General features: G+C 61.5%; 13 protein-coding genes. 5 read left to right on the top strand and 8 right to left on the bottom strand.

Annotated elements, in window-relative coordinates:
* Positions 1–124 precede the first annotated feature (124 nt).
* On the top strand, positions 125–1,738 hold the full coding sequence (locus AB2L51_RS05260) for an inorganic phosphate transporter (protein WP_395581493.1): 1,614 nt from the start codon (positions 125–127) through the stop codon (positions 1,736–1,738).
* Between the two features lie 70 nt (positions 1,739–1,808).
* On the top strand, positions 1,809–2,726 hold the full coding sequence (gene ppk2 / locus AB2L51_RS05255) for a polyphosphate kinase 2 (protein ID WP_395581494.1): 918 nt from the start codon (positions 1,809–1,811) through the stop codon (positions 2,724–2,726).
* A 6-nt stretch (positions 2,727–2,732) separates the two neighbouring features.
* Here ppk2 and AB2L51_RS05250 read toward each other — a convergent pair whose 3' ends face one another.
* From AB2L51_RS05250 to AB2L51_RS05235, 4 genes are all read right to left on the bottom strand, one after another.
* Entirely contained in the window at positions 2,733–3,497 is a 765-nt protein-coding gene (locus AB2L51_RS05250; protein WP_395581495.1) for a lysophospholipid acyltransferase family protein, read from the bottom strand.
* Positions 3,498–3,555: 58 nt separating this feature from the next.
* Entirely contained in the window at positions 3,556–4,179 is a 624-nt protein-coding gene (locus AB2L51_RS05245) for an SCO family protein (protein WP_395581496.1), read from the bottom strand.
* A 3-nt stretch (positions 4,180–4,182) separates the two neighbouring features.
* Positions 4,183–6,993, bottom strand: coding sequence for a DNA polymerase I (gene polA, locus AB2L51_RS05240; RefSeq protein WP_395581497.1), 2,811 nt, complete (start codon positions 6,991–6,993; stop codon positions 4,183–4,185).
* Positions 6,994–7,151: 158 nt separating this feature from the next.
* Positions 7,152–8,255 (bottom strand): branched-chain amino acid aminotransferase, encoded by a 1,104-nt coding sequence (locus tag AB2L51_RS05235; RefSeq protein ID WP_395581498.1) that lies wholly within the window; start codon positions 8,253–8,255, stop codon positions 7,152–7,154.
* A 262-nt stretch (positions 8,256–8,517) separates the two neighbouring features.
* Between AB2L51_RS05235 and AB2L51_RS05230 the strand changes: the two genes are divergently transcribed.
* Positions 8,518–9,984 carry a protein adenylyltransferase SelO gene (locus tag AB2L51_RS05230; RefSeq protein ID WP_395581499.1) on the top strand — a complete coding sequence of 489 codons (1,467 nt, stop codon included), beginning with the start codon at positions 8,518–8,520 and terminating at the stop codon, positions 9,982–9,984.
* A gap of 6 nt (positions 9,985–9,990) precedes the next feature.
* On the opposite strand, the gene AB2L51_RS05225 is transcribed toward AB2L51_RS05230, so the two are convergent.
* Both AB2L51_RS05225 and AB2L51_RS05220 read right to left on the bottom strand, forming a co-directional pair.
* Positions 9,991–10,785 (bottom strand): ABC transporter ATP-binding protein, encoded by a 795-nt coding sequence (locus AB2L51_RS05225; RefSeq protein ID WP_395581500.1) that lies wholly within the window; start codon positions 10,783–10,785, stop codon positions 9,991–9,993.
* The gene (locus AB2L51_RS05220; RefSeq protein WP_395581501.1) at positions 10,782–11,831 is read right to left on the bottom strand and encodes a FecCD family ABC transporter permease; all 1,050 of its coding nucleotides are present in this window, start codon (positions 11,829–11,831) and stop codon (positions 10,782–10,784) included. The genes AB2L51_RS05225 and AB2L51_RS05220 overlap by 4 nt, the downstream gene beginning before the upstream one ends.
* Positions 11,832–12,080: 249 nt before the next feature.
* On the opposite strand from AB2L51_RS05220, the gene AB2L51_RS05215 reads away from it, so the two are divergent.
* Both AB2L51_RS05215 and rpoH read left to right on the top strand, forming a co-directional pair.
* Positions 12,081–13,034: an RluA family pseudouridine synthase gene (locus AB2L51_RS05215; protein ID WP_395581613.1), complete on the top strand. Its 954-nt coding sequence runs from the start codon at positions 12,081–12,083 to the stop codon at positions 13,032–13,034.
* A gap of 320 nt (positions 13,035–13,354) precedes the next feature.
* Positions 13,355–14,239, top strand: coding sequence for an RNA polymerase sigma factor RpoH (gene rpoH, locus AB2L51_RS05210; RefSeq protein ID WP_395581502.1), 885 nt, complete (start codon positions 13,355–13,357; stop codon positions 14,237–14,239).
* Between the two features lie 179 nt (positions 14,240–14,418).
* Here the strand turns inward: rpoH and recJ are convergent, their stop codons facing one another.
* Together recJ and glpX are read right to left on the bottom strand one after the other, a co-directional pair.
* Positions 14,419–16,254 carry a single-stranded-DNA-specific exonuclease RecJ gene (recJ, locus tag AB2L51_RS05205; protein WP_395581503.1) on the bottom strand — a complete coding sequence of 612 codons (1,836 nt, stop codon included), beginning with the start codon at positions 16,252–16,254 and terminating at the stop codon, positions 14,419–14,421.
* A gap of 18 nt (positions 16,255–16,272) precedes the next feature.
* Positions 16,273–17,271, bottom strand: coding sequence for a class II fructose-bisphosphatase (gene glpX, locus AB2L51_RS05200; protein ID WP_395581504.1), 999 nt, complete (start codon positions 17,269–17,271; stop codon positions 16,273–16,275).
* Positions 17,272–17,305 lie beyond the last annotated feature (34 nt).

The following is a 17,305-nucleotide window of genomic DNA, read 5'->3' as shown; positions in this document are numbered from 1 at the left end:
AATAAGGGTGATATCTAGATTATAGAGTTGATGTGAAAGGGATTTTTGTTTCACAATTTCTTAACGCAACCTGAATAAAAAGAGTTTTATCTTGCGCTCATCTTTTTCTGCGCAGGGTGCTTTTATGTCAGATACAATGCTGAGTTCTCCGGTTGGAGGACGTCCGAATATGCGTAAAGGGGAGCATCAGGCTTTCCGCATGTTCTTTTTGGGAGTGATTGCAGCAGCTCTGGCGTTTGTTGGTTACAGCGTGCTGGCTGACCTGCACGCTGTTGGTACCGGTGGCATAGCAACAGGGGCCTTCGCCCTGCTGGCTCTGGCGTTGCTTATTGCTCTGGGCTTTGAATTCGTGAACGGTTTTCACGATACGGCCAATGCGGTCGCAACTGTTATTTACACTAACAGCCTGCCACCACTGGTTGCGGTCGTGTGGTCTGGTATGTGGAACCTGCTTGGGGTTCTGACCTCCTCGGGCGCTGTGGCGTATAGTGTTGTAACGCTGCTGCCGGTGGAACTGATCCTGCAGGTTGGCAGTGGTGCTGGCCATGCCATGATCTTTGCCCTGCTGCTGTCCGCCATTGTGTGGAACCTTGCAACATGGGCGCTGGGTATTCCCAACAGCTCGTCCCACGCTCTGGTTGGCTCCATTCTGGGTGTGGGCCTTGCAAACCAGCTTATGTCGCCTTCTGGCAGCGCGCTGTATGGCGTGGACTGGATGCAGGTTAAAAAAGTATTCTCCGCCCTGCTGTTCAGCCCTCTGTGTGGCTTTATTCTTGCCGCGGGCCTGTTCATGGTGCTGCGCGTTGTGGTGCGTAACGCCGCCCTCTACCGTGCGCCTGAAGGCGATGCCCCGCCTCCCCTGTGGATCCGTGGTCTCTTGATTGGCACCTGCACGGGTGTTTCCTTCTTCCACGGCAGCAATGACGGGCAGAAGGGCATGGGCCTGATCATGCTGATCCTGATTGGTGCAGCTCCCACCGCCTACGCCCTGAACCGCGCCATGCCCGACAGCATGATGCCCGGCTTTGTGGAAACCGCGCAGCAGGCCTCCCATGTGTTTGACGTGCATGCCCAGCCCATGCTCAGGCAGCCCACGGCGGAAGAAGCCCGCGCGCAGGTAACAGACGCGCTGCGCATCAAATCCGTAGCCCGCCCTGAGGTGTATGCGGCACTTTCCGTCCTGTCGGCTGATATTGCGCAGGCCGTAAGTGGGTACCACTCCTTGCACGAAATTCCCGCAGCAACCGTGCCCAACGTGCGTACCGACATGTATCTGGTAGCGGAAGCCATTCACAACATGGGCAAGGGAACAAGCTTTAGCGCGGAAGAAGACAGCGAACTCGCCACGTTCATGAAGCAGCTTAACGCAGGCACACGCTTTATTCCTGTGTGGGTTAAAATTGCGGTGGCCGTTGCTCTGGGCCTTGGCACCATGGTCGGCTGGAAGCGTATTGTTGTGACCGTGGGTGAAAAAATTGGCAAAAGCCACCTGACCTACGCTCAGGGCGCTTCCGCCGAGTTCGTGGCCATGGGCACCATTGGTCTGGCCGAAGGTTATGGCCTGCCGGTTTCCACCACGCATATCCTCTCCAGCGGTGTGGCTGGCACAATGGCTGCCGGTGGTGGTGGCTTGCAGTGGGGCACCCTGCGCGCCATGGGCATGGCATGGATTACCACCCTGCCTGCCGCCATGCTGATCAGTGGCGTGCTGTATGTGGTGTTCCGCCACATTTTCTAAAAAACCGCCGCTCTGGCGTGGTCATGCACCACGCCAGACACTGTTTCTGCCAAACTGCGAAGGCAAGATCATGTCTGATGCCAATGTGAACAGCCTTTCTGCCGCCGAGCGTGAACGCGAGCGTATCCGGCAGGAGATCATTGACGATCTGGATGAAGAGATCGAACTCGAATTGCAGGAAGAGGGACTGTGGGGGGAGGCCTCCGTGTCTGACCGCAGCTTCCGCCATACCTATTTTAGCGAACTGGTCCGCCTGCAGGGCGAACTGGTGCGTTTGCAGGACTGGGTGAAGGAAACAGGCCACCGTCTGGTGGTGCTGTTTGAAGGGCGTGATGCCGCAGGCAAGGGCGGTGCGATCAAGCGCATTACCCAGCGGCTCAACCCGCGCATCTGCCGCGTGGCCGCGCTGCCCGCTCCCACAGACCGCGAAAAAACACAGTGGTACTTCCAGCGTTACGTAGCCCAGCTTCCCGCTGCGGGCGAGATTGTTCTGTTTGACCGCAGCTGGTACAACCGCGCGGGTGTGGAACGGGTCATGGGGTTCTGCTCGGATGAGGAATACGAGGAGTTCTTCCGCTCCGTACCCGAGTTTGAGCGCATGCTGGTGCGCAGTGGCATCCAGCTTGTCAAATACTGGTTCTCCATCACGGATGATGAGCAGGAAGCCCGCTTCCGTGCCAGAATAGAAGACCCGCTTAAGCAGTGGAAGCTCAGCCCGATGGATCTGGAGAGCCGCCGCAGGTGGGAATCCTATACCAAGGCCAAGGAAACCATGCTTGAGCGCTCCAGCATTGCCGAGGCCCCGTGGTGGGTTGTGCAGGCGGTGGATAAAAAGCGCGCACGGCTGAACTGCATCAACCACCTTCTGGCACAGGTGCCTTACCAGCCTGTGTCTCATCCCGAGGTCGCCCTACCTCCGCGCGTGCATCATGCGGACTATGAACGCCTGCCTACGCCTGAAAACATGATTATTCCAGAAATATACTAGGTGTGTTCAAAAATCCTCCCCGCCCTGCGGGGAGGACCTGAAGCAATTTTCCACGGCTTCAATCAAGGCCCGCCCGCTGGCTTCGTCCCGTTTGGGGGCGGTAAAATGCGGTCCAGGCTTTATACTGTAGCGCATGGGCAGGGGAGGGCGTTTTAAAAACGGCCAGCCCTGTGACAGGTAGGGTGATGGTGTTTCTATCAGCACCACCTGCACGTCCGAGCGTGTGCGCTGGGCAATGGCGGCAAAGCCGGGCTGCACCGGGCCGGGCTCGGCCCCTGCGCGGGAGCGTGTTCCTTCGGGGAACAGCAGAAGCTGGCAGTCTTCACGCAATGCCTGGGATGCCGGGCCAATAATTCTGAGCAACGTATCGTGCCGCACATAGCCTGCGGTGCGCAGGGTACTGCCCAGCACGCCCCGCTCCCATATGGAGGCTTTGGTCACGCACACCATATGCGGCAGGGCTGCGGCCAGCAGCAGGCAGTCCAGCCGGGAGGGGTGGTTGGCAACCAGCACAAGGTTCCGGCGCTGGGCAATGGCTGCCAGTTCCGCCATGTCACAGTCCAGAATACCGGCGGCATGCAGGTAGCGCACGGCCACCTTTGCCATGGTGCACAGCCAGCGCCGGGCAACACGCCTGCGGCGCGCTCCTTCGGGCATGGTATGGCGCAGCACGAACGTCCCTGCATCCAGCACCACAAAAACCCCTCCTGTTACCAGCAGGGAGGTATAAAAGCGCGCCGAGGCACTTATGGCGGAGGGGGATAGCGGCATGGGGCGAGGGAACAGACCTGCAGGAACACAGAACAAAAGTTAAGGCGGGGGAGCCAGATCAGGGGGCGGGCGTATCCGCCGCCATGATCTGGCGCAGGTTTGCGGCCATACTGGCTTTGTCAGCCTGCGCATCTATGGTGCCCCGGTAGCGCGTCTGCGGGTCCATGACCACAAACCGGGGGGACATGCGCATGGCGTAATCCCACTCCGGATCACTCATTTTTTCAACCGGTGCATGGTATTCCTTTGCCAGATCAGCCAGAGCAAAGGGGGCTGCCGTGCCAGCCACCACGCGGGGGCTTATGCTCTCGCCGTACTGGCGCAGGCGCTCGGCGTCATCCCGGTCGGGGTCCAGACTGACAAAAATAATCACCATCTTGCGCTTGCCCGGATCAACCTCATCCATGGCGGCGGACATGGCCTGTAGGGCCGGGGCGCATGCGTCCTGCCCGCAATGGGTCGCTCCGAACAGCACCAGCATCCACCGGCCCTGAAAGCTCTTGTCCGTCATGGTGCCGGTTGTGGCGTCCATCAGGCGGAAGGAGCCCCCAATGGGGTTGCCGTAGGAGTTAAGGGTAATGCTGTGCCTGAGTGCCAGCTTGGTAGCCAGCAGGCTACCGCCCCCGGCAAGAGCCAGAATACCCACACTGATCAGGGCAATGCGTTTTCCTGCGGGTGTCATGGGTCAGTGTGCCTCCGCCCAGTTCTGGGCAATACCTGTTTCTACCACCAGCGGCACCTTGAGCTGTGCCGCTGCTTCCATAATGGCCTTGGCTTTTTCGGCCACGGCACTAGCCTGCTCCACATCCACTTCAAACAGCAGTTCGTCATGGACCTGTAGCAGCATGCGCGCACTGTCCAGCCCTGCGGTCTTCAGCGCTTCGGGCAGGCGCACCATGGCGCGCTTGATAATGTCCGCAGCACCACCCTGAAGGGGCGCGTTAATGGCCTGCCGCTCCGCATACTGGCGGCGGACGGCACTTTTTTCGTGAATGCCCGGTACATAGCAGCGCCTGCCAAACGGGGTCATGACATAGCCGTTGGCGCGGGCTTCGGCCTTGATCTGCTCCATGTAATCCCGAATGCCGGGGTAACGGGCAAAATAGGCATCTATGTAGCTTTTGGCCTCCCCTGCGGGAATGCCAAGCTGCTTGCCCAGCCCGAAGGCGGAAATGCCGTAAATAATGCCAAAGTTAATGGCCTTGGCGCGGCGGCGGGTCAGGGCATCCATGCCTTCGAGCGGGATGTTGAACACCTCGGAGGCTGTGCGGGCGTGAATGTCCTGCCCCAGTTCAAAGGCTTCACGCAGGGTGGGAATGTTGGCCACATCGGCCAGCAGCCGCAGCTCGATCTGGGAATAGTCGGCCGAGATCAGCCTGCGCCCGGCCGGGGCCACAAATGCCTGACGGATGCGTGTGCCTTCCTCCGTGCGGACTGGAATGTTCTGGAGGTTCGGGTCGGAGGAGGACAGACGGCCCGTGGTGGTAATGGCCATCTGGAACGAGGTATGGACCCGGCTTTCCTTGCTGGTCAGCTTGAGCAGGGCATCCGTATAGGTGGATTTGAGCTTGGCAAGCTGCCGCCATTCCAGCACGCGTACTGGCAGGTCGTGGCCCTGATCGGCCAGGTCCTGCAATACGGAGGAATCCGTACTCCACGCTCCTGCCTTGCCGCGTTTGCCGCCCTTGAGCCCCATTTCATCAAACAGGATCTCACCAAGCTGGCCGGGGGAGGCAATGTTGAACTCCCGGCCAGCCGCGGCGTAAATGCCCTGTTCCATGTTTTTCATGCGGCTTTCAAAATCGGCGGAAAGGCGGGTCAGTTCCGCGCGGTCCACTGCAATGCCGTTTTTTTCCATGGTGGCAAGCACCTGCACCAGCGGGCGCTCCACCTGCTCGTACAGGGCCAGCGCCTTGCTGGTGCGCAAGGTGGGGTGCAGCACATGCCACAGGCGCAGGGTTACGTCTGCATCTTCGGCGGCATAGGTGGTGGCTTTTTCCACCGGCACCCTGGCAAAGGGAATACGGTTGCGGCCCGTGCCGGTTACGCTGTCATACGTTATGGGCGTGTGGTTGAGGTGCAGGGCAGACAGCTCATCCATGCCTTGCCCGTGCAGCCCGGCAGACTGGCTGTAGGAGATCAGCATTGTGTCGTCCACCGGAGCAATGCTGGTGTGGTCTATGCCTGCGTGGTCCAGTACCAGCAGGTCGAACTTGGCGTTCTGGAAGACCTTGAGAACACTTCTGTCTTCCAGTAGCGGGCGCAGCAGTTCCAGTGCTTGTGTGGCGTCAAGCTGTTCGCCGGTCAGGGCTTCCAGCGTGCCTTCGTGCCGCACGGGCACGTAACAGGCTTTGCCGGGCGCCGTGGCAAGGGAAAAGCCCAACATGCTGGCGGCCAGCGGGTCCAGCCCGTCGGTTTCCGTATCCACGGCGCACACACCTGCTTCCTGCGCCATGCTGACCCATTTTTGCAGGGCCTCGGCGGTACGCACGGTTTCGTACTCCGCATAGGGTGTACTCAGCAGGTCGGCGGGGCCGGTGGAGGGGGCTGTCTGGGCCGGGTTGGGGGTGTCCTGCCCGTTTGCGCTGGCATGGGCGGAGGCACGGGCCGCGCGGTGAGCATGCGCGCCAGCCGGGCTGCCCATACCCATGCGGGACATGACAGAGCGGAAGCCCATGCTGTCCAGCCAGTCGGCCAGTACCAGCGTGTCCGGCTCGCGCGTGGCCAGCTCCTCTACCGGTACGGGCAGGGGCACGTCCGTTGCCAGCGTTACCAGCTGGAGCGAAAGGCGGGCCGCCTGCGCATGCTCGATCAGCATATCCCGCTTTTTGGATTTTTTCATGTCCGGGGCGCTGGCCAGCACGTTTTCCAGCGTGCCGAATTCGTTAATCAGGGCGGAGGCCGTTTTGGGGCCAATGCCGGGCACGCCGGGCACGTTATCCGTCGGGTCGCCCATAAGGGCCTGTACATCCACCACTTTTTCGGGCGGGACACCAAACTTGGCTTCCACTTCCGCCGGGCCTATGGGGGTCTGCTTGATGGGGTCAAGCATGCACACGCCTTGCCCTACAAGCTGCATCAGGTCCTTGTCTGAGGAAATAATGGTGCAGGTGCCGCCCATTTTGCGCACGGCCACTGCGTAAGAGGCAATCAGGTCGTCCGCCTCCCAGCCCGGCAGTTCTACGCCGGGGACATTAAAAGCCTGCGTGGCATCCCGGATCAGGCTGAACTGGGGCCGCAGGTCCTCCGGTGGTTCGGGGCGGTGGGCCTTGTACTGGGGGTAAATTTCGGAGCGGAAGGTCTGGCGGCTTGCATCAAACAGCACGGCCAGATGCGTGCCCACATGGTCGCGCAGCAGGCGGGCCAGCATGTTGGTAAAGCCATAAACCGCATTGACCGGCACCCCTTCGGGGTTGGTCATGGGGGGGAGGGCATGAAAAGCGCGGAAAATAAAGCCGCTGCCATCCACAAGAACCAGATGCGGCGTGTTGGTCATGGCTGGGGGAACCGTGTGCAGGGGAGGGCGGGTAAAAAAGCAAGCATGTTCTGGGGATATGCCGCTTGGGCCGGTCTGTCCAGCATCTCTGCCGGGGGTACAGACAAAAACACCCCGGCGGGGACCGGGGTGTTTGAGCGGGGTGCCCTGAAGTCGCCTTACGCTACGGTGCTGATCCAGTTATGTGGGTCAGCCGCGCGGCCAAACTGGATGTCGCACAGCTTCTGGCGCAGCTTTGCCGTGACGTCACCCACCTGATTGTTGTTGATGGTGCAGCTATCCGTCTTGCTCTTGAACGCCCCGATGGGGGACACAACAGCCGCTGTGCCACAGGCGAACACTTCCTTGAGCCTGCCGGATTTGGCATCGGCAAAAAGCTGGTCAAGCGCGTAACGCTCTTCCTTTACGCTCAGCCCCGCATCGCGCGCCAGTGTCAGCAGGCTGTCACGCGTTATGCCATGCAGAATGGTGCCGCCTTCCAGCGGGGGGGTCAGCAGCGTGCCGTCTTCAAACACCATCATCACGTTCATGCCGCCCATTTCTTCCAGCCAGCGGCGTTCTTCCGCGTCCAGAAACAGAACCTGCTGGCAGCCGTGGTGCTTGCCTTCCATCTGCGCGGTCAGGCTGGCGGCGTAGTTGCCGCCGCATTTGGCCGTACCCGTGCCCCCGCGGGAGGCGCGCACGGTTTCCGTTTCCACCCAGACCGAAACCGGACCGGCATCCTTGGAGAAGTATTCCCCCGCCGCACAGGCAATGACAATGAACTTGAACTCGGAGGCAGGCTTGACCCCAAGGGCTGCTTCCGTCGCAATCATGAAGGGGCGGATGTAAAGCGTGCCTACCTCGGGTGCGGGCACCCAGTCCTGATCGATTTTGACCAGTTGGGTCACGGCTTCCAGAAACAGGTCTTCGGGCAGTTCGGCCATGGCCATGCGCTCGGCCGATTTCTGGAACCGGCGGGCATTGGCTTCGGGGCGGAAGAGCTGCACACCGCCATTGGGGGCGCGGTAGGCTTTCATGCCTTCAAAGATTTCCTGCGCGTAGTGCAGCACGGAGGCGGCGGGGTCGAGCATGAGCGGCTGGCGGGGCAGAATTTCGGCCGAATGCCAGCCCCTGCCTTCCGTATAGGTAACAACAGCCATGTGATCGGTAAAAGCGCGGCCAAAACCGGGGTTGGCGACCAGACTTTCACGCTCGGCGGCGGGGGTGCCATCCGTTTTGCGGGTGATCTTGAAGGCAATGTTGTCGGCTACGGTGGTCATGCTGTTCTCGCGTTTTCCGCGGCGCTGGTGTGGGGACCAGGGGCCTGGTTGCTCCGATATACGGGTTCATTCTGTTGCTTCAGGCATGCCATAAGGCAGCCTTCCGGTGGCCCGGTTAAGCTCTTTCCTATCATGTTCGCCGTGTCTGTGCCAGACAGGTGCAAACCATGGCGTATGTGGTCCGTTCCTGTGTGTTGTGCGGCTGCGGCAGGGCTGGAGCCCCGCGCCAGAGTGTCAGGGCTTTTTGCAAGGTGGTGTAACAATGCCTCATTCTCCCATCCGGCAGGGTTATGCAACGCTGCCCTCCAGCTTTTATACCCGCACGCAGCCCACTCCGGTTGCCCGGCCTGAACTGATTGCCCTGAACACGCCACTGGCCGCAGAACTGGGGCTGGATGCGGCATGGCTGGCCGGGCCACAGGGGCTGGCCATGCTGGCAGGCAACCAGATACCGCAGGGCATGGACCCGCTGGCAACCGTGTATGCGGGGCACCAGTTCGGCCATTTTTCCCCTCAGCTGGGGGATGGTCGCGCCCTGCTTCTGGGGGAGGTTGAGGACCGCAACGGCCATATGCGCGAAATTGCACTCAAAGGCTCCGGCCCTACGGCCTATTCACGTAATGGGGATGGCCGGGCCGCCCTTGGCCCTGTCCTGCGTGAATACCTGCTGAGCGAGAGCATGGCAGCTCTTGGCATCCCCACCACCCGCGCGCTGGCCGCCGTGGCAACGGGTGAGCGCGTTTACCGTGAAACCCCCTTGCCCGGCGCCATTGTGGCACGTGTGGCGCGCAGCCATATCCGTGTTGGTACGTTCCAGTTCTTTGCCGCCCGGCAGGACACGCAGGCCCTGCGCGCTCTGGCCGATTTTGCCATTGCCCGGCTTTACCCGCAGGCTGCACAGGACGCGCAGCCCTATGTGGCGCTGCTACAGGCCGTTGTGGCGGCGCAGGCAGCCCTTGTAGCGCGGTGGATGCTGGTCGGCTTTATTCATGGTGTCATGAACACTGACAACATGGCCATATCGGGCGAAACCATAGATTACGGCCCCTGCGCCTTTATGGACACCTACAACCCGGCCACCGTGTTCAGCTTCATAGACAAGCGTGGCCGCTACGCCTACACCAACCAGCCGACCATAGCCCTGTGGAACCTGACCCGTTTTGCCGAAGCCCTGCTCCCCCTGCTGGCGGAGGAGGATGGGCAGGCCATCAGTCTGGCCCAGCAGGCGCTGGAGGCGTTCCATCCGCATTTTCATGCCGCCTATTTTGCTGGCATGCGTGCAAAGCTGGGGCTGGTGGGTGAGGATGAGGGGGATGAAACCCTGTTCAAAACCCTGCTGGACCATATGGAAGCGGAAAAGATGGACATGACCAACACCTTCCGCGCTCTCAGTCATGAAGAGGCTTTGCGCGGCCCCGGCCTGCCAGCCGGGCTGCCTGCCAGTACCAGCCCGTGGCTGGTCTGCTGGCGCGCCCGTGTAGTGCTGCAGGGGAGTGCGGATTATGCCACTCGCGCCAGCGCCATGCAGCGGGCCAACCCGTGCTATATTCCGCGCAACCACAAGGTGGAGGCCATGATTCAGGCCGCCGTAAAACAGCAGGATTACGCCCCATTCAGGGAGATGCTGGACGTGCTGGCCACTCCCTATGTGGAGCAGTCAGGCATGGAAAGCTACACAACACCACCCCAACCCGATGAGGTGGTGCCCTATACCTATTGTGGTACGTAAGGGGTGTTACACCACCCCTGCGGTGCTGATGAAGCGTTGCCCGTCCTGCCCTGTATCCACCCGTGCATCAATACGGTACGCGGTGCGCAGGTGCTCGGGGGTTAAAACTTCCGCTGGCGGGCCGTAGGCCAGAATATGGCCATTGTGCAAAAGGCAGGCCAGATCACACTGGTTGAGTGCGATGTTCAGGTCATGCAGCACAATCAGGGTGACCAGATTGCGCTGTACGGTCTCACGCCGGATCAGGGCCATAACGGTCTGCTGGTAGTACGGGTCAAGCGCGCTCAGGGGTTCATCCAGCAGCAGGGCGCGGGGTTGGCGGCCAAGGGCCTGCGCCAGCCCTGCAAGCTGGCGCTGCCCGCCAGAGAGTTCATGCAGGCTTTGCGTGGCAAGGTGGGTAATACCCACATCGGCCAGACAGGCCATGGCGGCGTCTATGTCTGCTGCCGTGCCGGTGTTGCCCTGCCTGCCTGTGGCGTGGCGGGCGGCCAGCATGGCGTCCAGCACGCTCAGGCGCACGGGTTCTGGCAGGGTCTGGGGCAGGTACAAGCAGTGCTGCGCCCGTTGGGCCCGTGGCAGGGGGGTAAGGTCCACCCCATCCAGCATGAGTGTGCCTGTGGCGTGCAGGAGCCCCCCTGTGGCGCGCAGCAGGGTGGATTTGCCGCTGCCATTGGGGCCAAGAACGGCACAGACGGCCCCGTGGGGGAACGGTCCTGCATCCAGTTCGGCCAGTACGGGTTTGCGTCCGTACCGCACCGTCAGGTTATGCAGCGTTAGCCCGGCTGGCACAGGGGTGGTCATGGCAGTCCTTCCCCACGGCGCAGCACAATGACCAGAAAAAACGGGATGCCCACCAGAGCGGTCACAATACCCGTTGGCACCACAACGCCGGGCACCAGCACCCGTGCGACAAGGGCTGCGAGGGAGAGAATGAACGCCCCGCTCAGCAGGCTGGCAGGCAGGTAAAAGCGGTGGTCCTCCCCCACAAGGCGGCGGGCAATATGGGGGGCCACCAGCCCGATAAAGCCAATAACCCCCACAAAGGCCACCGCCAGCGCGCATAAAAGGCTTATGCGCAGCAAGGCCGCACGGCGCAGGCGTGGCACATCCACCCCAAGGCTTGCGGCCCGGTCCTCCCCCATACGCAGGGTGGTGAGCGGCCATGCCGCCCGGAGCGAAAATGGCAGGATACAGGCCAGAGCCCCGGCCAGCAGGCCAAGTGTGCCCCATGTTGCGCGGGTCAGGCTGCCAAGGGTCCAGAATACCAGATTTTGCAGGGTGTCCTCGTTCGCCACAAACTGCATGAGGGCCACCAACGCCTGAAACGAAAACACGAGTGCCACCCCGCACAGGATAACCGTGCCCGTACCGCCCTGGCGCAGTCGTACCAGCATGTCCAGAATCCATACGGACAGGGCCGCGCAGACAAAAGCGCTCCCTGCGGTCAGCCACATATCGGGCACATGTGCTATGTGCCAGCCCAGCACAATGGCAAGGGATGCGCCAAACGCCCCGGCGGCGGACAGGCCCAGCGTAAACGGGCTGGCCAGCGGGTTGGCCAGAATTGTCTGCATTTCCGCCCCTGCCAGCCCCAGTGCAGCCCCCACGCAGGCCGCCATAAGCGCGTAGGGCAGGCGGATCTGCCAGACAATCAGGCTTGTCTGCGCATCCACTCCGGCAGGGTCAAAAATGGCACGAAGCATTGTTGTGGGGGAAAGCTCGGCAGGCCCCACAGCGCAATCCAGCAGGACAGACAGGGCCAGCACGCCCAGAAGCCCGGTCAGCACAAGGCTGCGGTGGCGCAGGGCGGTCTGGTAGGCGCGGGCAATGGCGGGGTAATGGGTCATACCCGCACACTATTCCGTCGTATATGGCGCAGGGCAAGGGGGCATGGCGTATGGACACACCAAAAGATGCGCAGACCATGTCACAGGCAGGGCTGGTGGTTTATCCTGCTGCTTGACGCACGGCCAGCAAGCAGGCTTTGTACGCGCAATTCCACCCAGCAAGCGTGAATGAGACAAACGGGTTTGGCATACACACTTTCCCCTCAAGGCGAAGCCGCGCCCGGCTTTGCCCCAACCCACGGCACCACGCTGGCCTTTACGGTGGAGGCCGCGCAGGCGGGCGAGCGGGTGGACCGGTTTTTGTCCACCTGCCCCGGAGCCCCTTCGCGGTCACGCATCAAAGGGCTGATCGAGGGCGGGAACCTGCTGTGCAATGGCGTGGTGCTGCGTGAACCAGCCACGCCGGTCCGGCCCGGAATGGTGGTGGTGCTGGACCTGCCCGCCGCAGCCCCTGCAACCCCGCAGGGCGAGGCCATGAATTTTAACATTCTGTACGAAGATGACGACCTGATCGTGCTGGACAAACCCGCCGGGCTGGTGGTCCACCCCGCACCGGGGAACGAGACGGGTACGCTGGTCAATGGCCTGATCGCCCATTGTGGCGATAGCCTTAAAGGTATTGGCGGGGAGCGCCGCCCCGGCATTGTACACCGGCTGGATAAGGATACGTCGGGCATTATGGTGGTTGCTAAAACGGAAAAAGCGCATCTGGCGCTCTCGGATGATTTTGCCGCCCGCCGCATAGACCGCGCCTATCTGGCGTTCTGCTGGGGTGTGCCCACCCCTGCGGAGGGGGATTATGAAGGCGCAATAGGCCGCGACAAGCGGGACCGCAAGCGCATGGCGCTGGTTGCCCATGGTGGCAAATGGGCCTTGACCCATTACCGCACGCTCAGGGTGTTCAGTGCCTCGGTCGCCCTTGTTGCGTGCAAGCTGGCAACCGGGCGCACGCACCAGATTCGGGTGCATTTTTCGGCCAATGGCCACCCGCTTATGGGGGACCCGCTCTACCTGCGGCGCGTGCCCGCTGCGGCCCGTGGCCTGTCCCCGGCGGGCAAGGGGGCCGGGCTGGACTTCCCCCGTCAGGCGCTCCATGCGGCACGGCTGGGCTTTACCCACCCCAGAACGGGTGAACACCTGCTGTTTGAAACCCCAATGCCGCCCGACATGCAGGAACTGGAACAGGCCCTGAGCGACTCGTAACGGTACCGGGCAGCTCCGAGTCTGCGTTAAAGGGGACCGCTATAGTCTTCTAACTGTGGCAGTTTTGCTACCATCCGCACCTGTTTTCTTGACAGGGTGTATTTTTCAGGCGCACCCTCTGGGTTCATACCGCTCACTTTTCCGTAAAGCGGGAAGGGGGCCTTGGTCTCTGCTGCTCATGTCGAGGGCAGATGCAAGGGCCGTCATAATTTTCCATCGGGTAATGGGACTCGCCGCAGCAAGTCTGGATGCACCTGTTAACGGAACAGGAACCAAATGCATCCGAGGGAGTTTCCATCTCAGGAAGGAGTACTCAAATCATGGCTTCCGTCATTGATGTTGGGCCTGAAGGCAATCTTTCAAGGTACCTTCAGGAAATTCGTAAATATCCCCTGCTTACGCCAGAAGAAGAACTCACCCTTTCACGCAAATGGCGCGATCAGGGGGATGTCAAGGCAGCCCACCGGCTGGTGACATCCCATCTGCGTCTGGTTGCCAAGATTGCCATGGGCTACCGGGGTTATGGTCTGCCGATCAATGAACTGATCAGTGAAGGCAATGTGGGGATGATGCAGGCCGTACGCCGCTTTGACCCCGAAAAAGGATTCCGGCTGGCCACTTACGCCATGTGGTGGATCCGTGCTGCCATTCAGGAATACATCCTGCATAGCTGGTCCTTGGTCAAAATGGGCACAACGGCGGCCCAGAAAAAGCTGTTCTTCAACCTGCGCCGCCTCAAAGGGCAGATGCAGGCGATTGATGATGGTGACCTCCAGCCCGAACAGGTCAACAAGATCGCCACAACCCTTGGTGTATCCGAGCAGGATGTGGTGGACATGAATCGGCGCATGGCGGCACCTGACCACAGCCTGAACGCACCGCTCAAAGCGGATCAGGAAAGCGAGTGGCAGGACCGTCTGGTGGACGATCAGGTTAATCAGGAAGAAGTTTACGCCGAAAATGAGGAAATGTCGGGTCGCAAGGCACTGCTTGCCACCGCACTCGAAACCCTGAATGAGCGTGAGCGCCGCATCTTTGCCGAACGTCGCCTCAAGGATGACCCGGCAACGCTGGAAGAACTCGCCCATGACTACGGCATTTCCCGCGAGCGGGTGCGCCAGATTGAAGTGCGCGCATTTGAAAAAGTGCAGGACGCCATGAAGCAGGAAATCGCAGCCCGCCGCAACGCCGCACAGGGGGAATAAGCTCCCCCTGTGGCGTTTGCACCCGCTTTACACACAGTCATGCGGAGGGCATGTGGGCCACAGCCACAGCCACAGCCACAGCCACAGCCACAGCCACAGCCACAGGCCATAAACCGTATCAGGTCTCGCTATATCTGGTGTGTGGTATGCTACCCTGTGCCAGCACAGGGGAGGGCCGTTCAGGCGCGGGCTACGTCCTGCACAAAAAATGTGGCGTCCGTACGCCCGTTCCAGCTTTCTGCCCGCAGGTAGCCTGCAAGGTGCAGGGCGGGGCGTGTTGCATCCTCCAGCACAACGGCTAGCGGGTTGTTATCCGCCTTGAACAGAAGTGCTTTGAGCCTGCCGCCATTGCTGGCGCGGATCAGCACCCGCAGGGTGTTGCTGTCCCGTCCTATGCGGTCGGTGCGTACAATATGCACATTGGGCAGGGCAATCAGCGGTTCGGGGTTGCCTGCGCCAAAGGGGGCCAGGGCTGCCATGTCGGTCGCCAGTTCTGCCGTGGCCCCGGTTACGGCCACAACGGCATCTATGGTCAGGTCCACGGTGGGGGGGAGTTCCGCCGCTTGCGGCAGACGGGTGTCGAGAAAAGAGTGGAACTCCGCCAGCCTGTCTGCATGGAGCGAAAAGCCCGCCGCCATGGCGTGCCCGCCCCCTGTTTTAAGCAGCCCGGCCTGACGTGCGGCAATAATCACCGTACCAAGGTCCAGCCCGGCAACCGAGCGGCCAGAGCCTTTTATGCTTCCGTCCTCCTGCTGCGCGCCAACAAGAGCGGGGCGGTTGAAGCGTTCTTTTATGCGGCCTGCCACAATCCCCACGACACCGGGGTGCCAGTCCTTGCCAGCGAGCAGAATAACGCCGTGGCCAGCCTCCTTCTGCTCTGCGGCCTGCTCCATGGCGCGGTCCAGAATATCGGCTTCCACATCCTGCCTGCGGCGGTTGACGGCATCCAGCCGCTCGGCCATCTGCTTTGCTTCATGCATATCCGGGCAGCGGAGCAGGCGCAGGCCAAGTGCGGCTTCGGCTATGCGCCCGCCCGCATTAATGCGTGGTCCCAGCGCAAACCCGCACGAAAACGCATCAGGCGCTTTGCTGACACCTGCAATTTCAAGCAGGGCGGCAACCCCGACACGCTGCCGGGCCGCCATAACCTTTAGCCCCTCGGCCACAAACAGGCGGTTGACCCCTTGCAGAGGCATGACGTCACACACCGTGGCCAGAGCGACAAGGTCCAGCAGGGGGCGCAGGTCGGGCTGGGGATGGCTTGCGTTGAAAAAACCATTCTCGCGCAGAGTGCGTCTGGTCGCAACCGTGGCCAGAAAACTCAGTGCCGCAGCGCAGATATGCCCAAGACCCGATGAGCAGTCCGCCCGGTTGGGGTTAACGGTGGCCAGAATGGCAGGCAGGGCATCTTCCGACTTGTGGTGGTCCAGCACCACCACATCGGCCTTGCCTGCAAGCTGGTTCAGAATATCGGCAGAGGCCGTGCCACAGTCTACACAGACCAGCAGTCTGGCACCCTGGGCCACCAGTGCTTCAAGGGCTGGCAGGTTGGGGCCATACCCTTCGGTCATGCGGTCGGGAATATGGGTGAGAACGGAGCAGCCAAGCTGTTCAAAAAAAGCGGCCAGCACGGCACTGGCGCATGCGCCGTCCACGTCATAATCGCCAAAAATACCTATGGTTTCCCCCGCCTGTACGGCCTGCGCCATGCGGGCGGCGGCTTTGTCCATATCCGTCAGGCAGGACGGGTCGGGCATAAGGGCGCGCAGGGTGGGGGCCAGAAAATGCGGTGCATGCTCGGGGCTGACCCCGCGCATGGCCAGCAGGCGGCCTACAATTTCGGGTATGCCAAGCTGCTGGGCCAGTGCGGCCCCCAGCCGGTTGGTGGTCGGGTTGTCTGCTCCCTCCCGCCATGACCAGCGCCGTGCGTTAACGCTGTGCTCCACATTGAGCACGGCTGGTATTGCGGCTGGGGTGGGGGCGTGCGCCCCCTCTGGTGATGCGGTCGAGAGCATGGGGTTAAAAAACGCCTGTTATTGCGGCGTCCATGTTTTGGTTTTGAAGTTGTGGTGCCCTTCAATAAAGCGGGACGTGCCAGATTTGGAACGCATGACCAGCGAATGCGTCACCGCCTGATGCGGGTACTGCCGCACGCCGCGCAGCAGCGCACCGGTGGTGACCCCTGTGGCCGAGAACAGCACCGAGCCTGCGGCCATATCATGCAGGTCCAGCTTGCGGTCGGGGTTTTTGCCGGGGTTCATCTTCTGGGCGCGTTCGCGCTGGGCATCATCTTCAAACAGCAGGCGGCCCTGCATCTGGCCTTCCACGCAGCGCACGGCGGCGGCGGTCAGCACCCCTTCGGGCGCACCGCCGGAGCCTACGTAAATATCGACCTGGCTGCTATCGAGGCAGGCTGCAATGCCACCGGCTACGTCGCCATCGCTCAGCAGGCGCACACGGGCACCGGCTGCACGGGCGCGGGCAATCATTTCCTCGTGCCGTTCGCGGTCGAGCGTGCACAGCAGCAGGTCCTGCACGCTTTTGCCTTTGGCTTTGGCAAGGTTCTTCAGGTTGGTTTCAATCGTGTTTTCAAGGTCCACCACACCTGGGGGCAGGTTGGGGCCAACCACAATCTTGTCCATGTACACATCGGGTGCATGCAGGAAGTTGCCGCGTTCGGCCAGTGCCACCACCGTAATGGCGTTAGGCATGTCCTTTGCGCACAGGTTGGTGCCTTCCAGCGGGTCCACGGCAATGTCCATGGCCGGGCCGCCGGAGCCTACTTTCTCGCCAATATAGAGCATGGGCGCTTCGTCCATTTCGCCCTCGCCAATGACTACGGTGCCATCAATGGCCACGGTGTCAAAGGCAATGCGCATGGCTTCCACCGCGGCACCGTCTGCATCGTTCTTACGGCCGCGGCCCGTCCAGCGGGCAGAGGCAAGGGCCGCCGCTTCGGTCACGCGCACCAGCTCAAGAGCCAGATTGCGGTCGGAAACAACGAAGGGAGAGGGGCCAATGGAATCAGACATGAGAAAGCGGGATCCTTAGTTACACAAGTGATCG

It is taken from the genome of Acetobacter fabarum (assembly GCF_040702925.2).
Classification (GTDB): Bacteria; Pseudomonadota; Alphaproteobacteria; order Acetobacterales; family Acetobacteraceae; genus Acetobacter; species Acetobacter fabarum_B.
This window is presented reverse-complemented; position numbering and strand designations above follow the sequence as displayed.